Here is a 6848-nt window from a genome sequence, read left to right as displayed (position 1 = left end):
CGTGGGCCCTTCGACCGAGTACGTCCAGTACGAGGTCGAAGGGCCCACACCACCAGGAACCACCTGGATCACGAACCCCAACGAACAGATCTGCCAGACACGCCCTAGTCGCCGGGCTGAACTTCCTTGCGTGACAACGTCTACTCGGCCATTCGGGAGCGAGTCAATAGAGATCCGACCTCTAGTGTCATATATCAGATATGCCACTCGAATGGCCGTTCCCGGTACCCGGGACGGTCCCGGTGGGCGGCACTCCCCACGGCCGGTCAGGCTCTCCGTACGATCGACCCGTGAACGAGCTGACCTTCCGCGGGCGCCGCGTCGCCCGGGACCGCGCCCTGGTCATGGCGATCGTCAACCGCACCCCGGATTCCTTCTACGACAAGGGCTCGACCTTCTCCGACCCGGACGCGCTCGCCGCCGTCGCGCGGGCCGTGGACGAAGGCGCCGACATCGTCGACATCGGCGGGGTGAAGGCAGGTCCCGGCGCGGAGGTCGACGTCGAAGAAGAGATCCGACGGGTGGTCCCGTTCGTCGAGCGGATCCGCGAACGGCATCCGGACCTGGTGATCAGCGTCGACACCTGGCGGCACGAGGTGGGCAGGCGATCGGCCGAGGCGGGTGCGGACCTGATCAACGACACCTGGGCGGGGGCCGACCCGCTGCTGGCGGAGGTCGCGGCGGAGTTCGGCACCGGCTACGTCTGCTCGCACACCGGGAACGCCGTCCCGCGCACCCGGCCGTTCCGGGTGCGTTATCCGGATATCGTCGCCGACGTCGTCGCGGAAACCACGGCACACGCCGAAGCGGTGGTCGCGCTCGGCGTCCCGCGCGACGGGGTGCTGATCGACCCGACCCACGACTTCGGCAAGAACACCTGGCACAGCCTGGCGCTGCTGCGGCACGCGCGGGAGCTGGCCGACACCGGCTGGCCGGTACTGATGGCACTGTCCAATAAGGACTTCGTGGGTGAGACGCTCGGCGTGGAACTCGCGGAGCGGGTCGACGGGACCCTCGCCGCGACGGCCTGGGCGGTGGCCGAAGGGGCGAAGGTGTTCCGCGTGCACGAGGTGAAGCGGACCCGGCAGGTGGTGGAGATGATCGCGTCGATCCAGGGCACGCGCCCACCCGCCCGCGCGATCCGCGGCTTGGCCTAACCACCCAGCGGGATCACCGCGGACACCGTACTGCCCGAGCCGGGCTCGCCGAGCACGGTGAGTTCGCCGCCCAGCGCGCGGACGCGGTCGCGCAGGCCGTGCAGTCCGGAGCCGCCGTCGATGTCGGCCTTGCCGGTGCCGTCGTCGTGGACGGCCACGCGGAGCCCGTCCTCCTCGACGCCGATGCTCACCCGGACTTCCCGCGCCTGCGCGTGTTTCAGCGCGTTGGTGACCGCTTCGGTGACCACGAAGTACGCCGTCGCCTCGACAGGGCCGCTGAGCCGGGGCACGTCCGCGCTCACCAGTGCGACCGCGAGCGGGATCCGGGCCAGCAGCGACCGGACAGCGGGGATCAGCCCCGCCTCGGTGAGGATGGCGGGCCGCAGCCCCCGCGCGAGTTCGCGTAGTTCGGTGACGGTGGCCTGCAGTTCGTCGACAGTGCTGGTCAGCAGGGTCGCGACGGCCGGGGTCAGGTCGTCGCCGAGGCGCCGCTCGGCCATTCTCAGCAGCAGCACGATGCTCACCAGCCGTTGTTGCGCGCCGTCGTGCAGGTCGCGTTCGACGCGCCGTCGCTCGTCGTCTGCGGCGGCCACGATCCGTGCGCGGGAGGCCTGCACCTCGGCGAGTTGTTCCTCCAGTTCGGCGGCGAGCCGCTGATTGTCCAGTACCAGCCCGGCTGCCGCGTTCAGCGCGTCGATCGACCGGCTGTCCTTCCACACCTCGTCGTCCTGCACCAGCGCGGCCAGCCCGGAGCCGTCACGTTCCAGCAGGAGCCGGATCATCTCCGCGTTGCCGACCCGTGCCCGCAGCACCCCGGCCAGGAACGCCAGCGGCCACAGGCAGAACGAGATCCGGTAGACGTCGAGCAGTGGTTCGGAGTACGGGTGCCCAGAGCCGAGCGCGCTGCCGACTGTCGTGCTGACCGCGCCCACCACGGCGATGGCGACGACGGGGGAGAGCAGCCGCCGCTGCGGGAGCCGTCCGGCGAGCCAGCGGTAGAGCAGTACCACCACGACGCCGGCGCCGATCCCCGCGCCGATCAGTTCCAGCAGTCGTTTGACCACCTGCTCGGACTCCGGGGAGGCCGCGACGGCGGCGAGGTTGCGGGGGTCGCCGTTGACCAGCAGGCCGAGGACGGCCGAGCCGAACACCACGGCGTAAGCGGAGAAGACGAGGACGCGTTCCCAGCGTGACCGCAGTTTCCCGTGCGGGAACACCAGCACGAGATGCACGATCACCGGACTGGACGCGGCGGCCAGCGCCAGCCCGGCGGTATGCGTGAGCGGGTCGGTGGCGAATTGGAGGTCCTCGGCGAAAAACGCGAGCCCGGCCATCGCGATGAGCAGGCCGATGGGGTTCGTCGCGCGGCGCACGTGCGCGACGGCGCCGGCGAGCAGGAAGAGGAACCCGGTCGCGCTGGACAGGACGGTGTCCAGCGCGGTGTGCGAGCCGTCGGCGATCTTGAGCGTCGTCGCGCAGACGCCCATCCCGATGCCGGCGGTCAGCACGCCCGCCATCGCGACGGTCCGAGGGTGCTTCACCGCCACGTCGACCCCACCTGCCGTCTCCCCTTGGTGGTCCTTCGCGTGCCGCACCGGTGGTCCGGTCCCGGCTAACCGTGATTCGCCCGTTCGGCCCGGACCGTTACACCGGGAGGGCACCCGATCGGGGGTACCGATGATGGGACGTCTGTCCTGGCATGTGGAACACCCGTACCGCCTGGTGTCAAGGTTTCTCAGCATGTTTCCCGTAATGCGGATGGCGATGCAGGCACCTGGGTGAACATGCGACTCTCGCGGCCAGCACCCGAGGCCGAGCTGTATCCCCCGAAAGGCGACACTGCCGTGCGCACCCACCACAGAACGCGAATCCTGGCCGCGGCCCTTGCCGCCCTGACCCTGGCAGGCGGGCTCGCGGGGTGTTCACGGGCGGACAACGCCGCGGCCCCGGTGGAGCAGAAGAGCCAGGGCGCGGCGGGCGAGGTGCGCGTCGGGTACTTCCCGAACGTGACGCACGCGCCCGCGCTGATCGGGGTGAAGAAGGAGTTCTTCGCCAAGGAGCTGGGCTCGACGAAGCTCACCACCCAGACGTTCAACGCCGGACCCGAAGAGGTCAACGCGTTGCTCGGCAACTCGCTCGACATCGCCTTCATCGGCTCCGGCCCGGCGATCAACGCCTTCACCAAGTCCAAGGGCGCCATCCAGCTCGTCGCCGGCGCGGTCACCGGCGGCGCGCAGCTGGTGGTGAAGCCCGAGATCACCACGCCGGAGCAGCTGTCCGGCAAGAACATCGCCACGCCGTCGCTGGCGAACACCCAGGACGTCGCGCTCAAGAAGTTCATCGCCGAGAAGAAGCTCGCCGACGTCAAGATCACCAACCTCGACAACCCGAAGACGTTCGACGCCTTCAAGAAGGGCGAGCTCGACGGCGGCTGGCTGCCCGAGCCGTGGTCCTCGCGGCTGGTGCTGGACGCGGGAGCGAAGGTCCTGCTGGACGAGAAGACCCTGTGGCCGGAAGGCAAGTTCCCGACCACGGTCGTGATCGTCCGCAGCGAATTCCTCCAGCAGCACCCGGAGACCGTCACCGCCATCCTCAAGGGTGAACTCGCCGCCATCGACTGGGCGAAGACCAATCCCGCCGAGGCGAAGACGGTGGTCAACGGAGAACTCAAGGCACTCGCGGGCAGCACACTGAGCGAGGCCGTTCTCGACCGCGCTTTCTCGGGTATCGAACTCGGCATCGACCCGGTCGCGTCGACCTTCACCCAGCTCGCGAAGGACTCGGTGACCGCGGGTGTGGTGAAGTCGGCGGTGGACCTCAAGGGATTCGCCGATTTCGGCCCGCTCAACGCCGTGCTCTCCGAGCAGGGCAAGCCCGGCGTGGACGCGCCCGGGCTGACGAAGTGACCGGAGGGGATCAGCGATGACGACCACCTTGGAGCCCGGCCTGTCCACCGGTGTCGCCGTGCGCCTCGAAGGGATCCGGAAGGCGTTCGGGCCGACCGGCCGCGCCGTCGTGGCGCTTGACGGGATGGATCTCACGGTCGCCCCCGGCGAGTTCGTCTGCCTGCTCGGCGCGTCCGGCTGCGGCAAGAGCACGCTGCTGAACCTGGTCGCCGGACTTGACCGGCCGACGGCGGGCTCGATCACGCTGGAGACGTCCCGCCCCGCGGTGATGTTCCAGGAAGCCGCGCTGATGCCGTGGCTGACCGCGGCCCGCAACGTGGAACTCCCGCTGCGGCTGGCCGGGTTCGGCCGGGCCGAGCGCCGCGAGAAGGCCGCCGAACTACTCGAACTCGTCCGTCTCGGCGGCGCGGGCGACAAGCGGCCGCACGAACTGTCCGGCGGGATGCGGCAGCGGGTCGCGCTGGCCAGGGCGCTGGCCGCGACCCTGCGGGTCGGTGGCGACCAGGAGCAGGCGCTGCTGCTGATGGACGAGCCGTTCGCCGCGCTCGACGCCATCACGCGTGACGTCCTGCAGGGTGAACTGCTGCGTGTCTACCGCAGCACCGGGACGTCGGTGCTGTTCGTGACCCACGACGTCCGGGAGGCCGTGCGGCTTGGCCAGCGGGTCGTGCTGCTCTCGTCGCGGCCGGGCCGGGTCGTGCGGGAATGGCGCGACGTTCAGGCCACCGACGCCGAAGAGCTGACGCTGGAGATCACCGGTCATCTCCGGGAGGTGATCAGTACCCATGCCGCGGCTTGACCGCCCCGACGCCGAGGCGTCCGTGGCGGAGGAAGCGGACGAGGCCGTCGGAGCGGGCCTCGACTCGCTCGACACGCCCACCGGGGAGAGCCGGGAGAGCGGCGGGAAGCGGTTCCTGCGTGCTTTCGTGCCACCTCTGGTCTTCCTGGCGTTGCTGGTCGCGCTGTGGCAGGCACTGTGGGCCGCCGCGTTCTGGCCGGAGTCGATGCTGCCCTCCCCGATCGCGGTGTGGGACGAACTCGCCGACATCACGAGCACCGGCGAGATCTTCGAGTTCGTCTGGACGTCGGTGCACCGCGCCGCGCTGGGCTTCCTGATCGGCGTGGTCATCGGGACCCCGCTCGGACTGCTGGTGGCGAAGGTGCGGCTGGTCCGCGCGGCCGTCGGGCCGTTCCTGACCGGTCTGCAGAGCCTCCCGTCGGTGGCATGGGTGCCGGCGGCGATCCTGTGGTTCGGGCTGAACGACGCGTCGATCTACTTCGTCGTGCTGCTGGGCTCGGTGCCGTCGATCGCGAACGGCCTGGTGTCGGGCATCGACCAGATCCCGCCGATCCTGCCGCGCGTCGGCCAGGTGATGGGTGCGGGCAGGCTCTCCGCCGCCCGGCACATCCTGCTGCCCGCCGCGCTGCCCGGTTTCCTCGCCGGGCTCAAGCAGGGCTGGGCGTTCTCATGGCGTTCGCTGATGGCCGCCGAGCTGATCGCGTTGTCCCCCGCGCTCGGCAAGGGGCTCGGCGCGTATCTGAACGAAGGCTCGTCGTTCAACAGCATGGAAGGCGTGATCTCGGCGATCTTCCTGATCCTGCTGGTCGGCGTCGGCATCGAGCTGCTGATTTTCCGGCCGCTGGAGCGTTCGGTGCTGCGTGCTCGCGGACTGACCGCTTCGCTCTAGCCTCACGACCGGCCGGGAAGGTGGCCTACCTACGGCACCGTAAGTTACGGTGTCGTAGGTAGCTATCCCGGAAGGACGAAACGTATGACGGTCCCCGAAACCACCCGGCTGATGCTCGAACTGGAGGGGACGGTCGAGGAAAACCTCAACCGGCATCTCGCGGTCGCCAAGGAATGGATGCCGCACGAGTACGTGCCATGGAGCGAAGGCAAGAACTTCGCCGAACTCGGTGGTGAACCGTGGGATCCCGAGCAGTCGCGGGTGTCGCCGATCGCGCGGACGTCGTTGGAGGTCAACCTTCTCACCGAGGACAACCTGCCGAGCTACCACCGCGAGATCGAGCGGGCCTTCGGGCGGGACGGCGCGTGGGGTACCTGGGTGCACCGCTGGACCGCGGAGGAGGGGCGGCACGGGATCTGCATCCGTGACTACCTGCTGGTGACGCGCGCGGTGGACCCGGTCGAGCTGGAGCGCGCGCGAATGCAGACCATGGAGGCCGGGTACGACAGTGGCGACAAGCCGCTGCTGAACGTCTTCGCGTACGTATCGTTCCAAGAGCTGGCGACGCGGCTTTCGCACCGCAACACCGGGCGGTACACGCAGGATCCGCTGTGCGAGAAGCTGCTCTCGCGGGTCGCGATGGACGAGAACCTGCACATGATCTTCTACCGGAATCTGGTGAAGGCGTCGCTGGAGCTGACACCCGACGCGATGATGCGGGCGATCACCGACGAGGTCGTCCAGTTCCAGATGCCCGGTGCGGTGATCCCGAGCTTCGTGCGGAAGGCCGCGCTGATCGCGAAGGCGGGCATCTACGACCTGCGGATCCACCACGACGAGGTGATCTGGCCGCTGCTGCGGCAATGGAGGGTCTTCGAGCTCGAAGGGCTCGGCGAGGTCGGCGAGAAGGCCAGGCACGAACTCGACCAGTTCCTCAAGGGACTCGACACCCAGGCTTCGCGATTCGAAGAACGCCGGGCGGCCGCTGAAGCCCGCTCCGCCGCCCGCCGCGCGTAAATCCGCCTCCAAACACGCGAGTCCCCCTTCAGGCACGCGAGTTCCCCCTTCAGGCACGCGAGTTACGTCTTCAGGCACGT

Annotated in this window: 6 protein-coding genes; 5 read left to right on the top strand and 1 reads right to left on the bottom strand. The window is 69.2% G+C overall.

Annotated features, from left to right (window positions below; all coding sequences use genetic code 11):
- Nucleotides 1–290 precede the first annotated feature (290 nt).
- A complete protein-coding gene (folP, locus tag AB0M65_RS06750; RefSeq protein WP_364022525.1) occupies nt 291–1157 on the top strand; it encodes a dihydropteroate synthase in 867 nt (288 codons plus the stop codon).
- Here the strand turns inward: folP and AB0M65_RS06745 are convergent.
- Entirely contained in the window at nt 1154–2674 is a 1521-nt protein-coding gene (locus AB0M65_RS06745; RefSeq protein ID WP_364022540.1) for a sensor histidine kinase, read from the bottom strand. The genes folP and AB0M65_RS06745 overlap by 4 nt on opposite strands.
- 327 nt (nt 2675–3001) lie before the next feature.
- On the opposite strand from AB0M65_RS06745, the gene AB0M65_RS06740 reads away from it, so the two are divergent.
- The 4 genes from AB0M65_RS06740 (at nt 3002) to AB0M65_RS06725 (ending at nt 6768) form a co-directional block, all read left to right on the top strand.
- Nucleotides 3002–4063, top strand: a complete 1062-nt coding sequence (locus AB0M65_RS06740; RefSeq protein ID WP_364022522.1) for an ABC transporter substrate-binding protein — start codon at nt 3002–3004, stop codon at nt 4061–4063.
- Between the two features lie 16 nt (nt 4064–4079).
- Nucleotides 4080–4862 (top strand): ABC transporter ATP-binding protein, encoded by a 783-nt coding sequence (locus AB0M65_RS06735; RefSeq protein WP_364022519.1) that lies wholly within the window; start codon nt 4080–4082, stop codon nt 4860–4862.
- Entirely contained in the window at nt 4849–5751 is a 903-nt protein-coding gene (locus tag AB0M65_RS06730) for an ABC transporter permease (RefSeq protein WP_364022517.1), read from the top strand. Before AB0M65_RS06735 ends, AB0M65_RS06730 begins: the two co-directional genes overlap by 14 nt.
- An 84-nt stretch (nt 5752–5835) precedes the next feature.
- Entirely contained in the window at nt 5836–6768 is a 933-nt protein-coding gene (locus AB0M65_RS06725) for an acyl-ACP desaturase (protein ID WP_364022514.1), read from the top strand.
- The last annotated feature ends 80 nt before the right edge of the window (nt 6769–6848 follow it).

This window comes from Amycolatopsis sp. NPDC051071, assembly GCF_040682875.1.
Classification (GTDB): Bacteria; Actinomycetota; Actinomycetes; order Mycobacteriales; family Pseudonocardiaceae; genus Amycolatopsis.
Note: the sequence above shows the minus strand (reverse complement) of the source record. Positions and strands in the feature narration are given on the sequence as shown.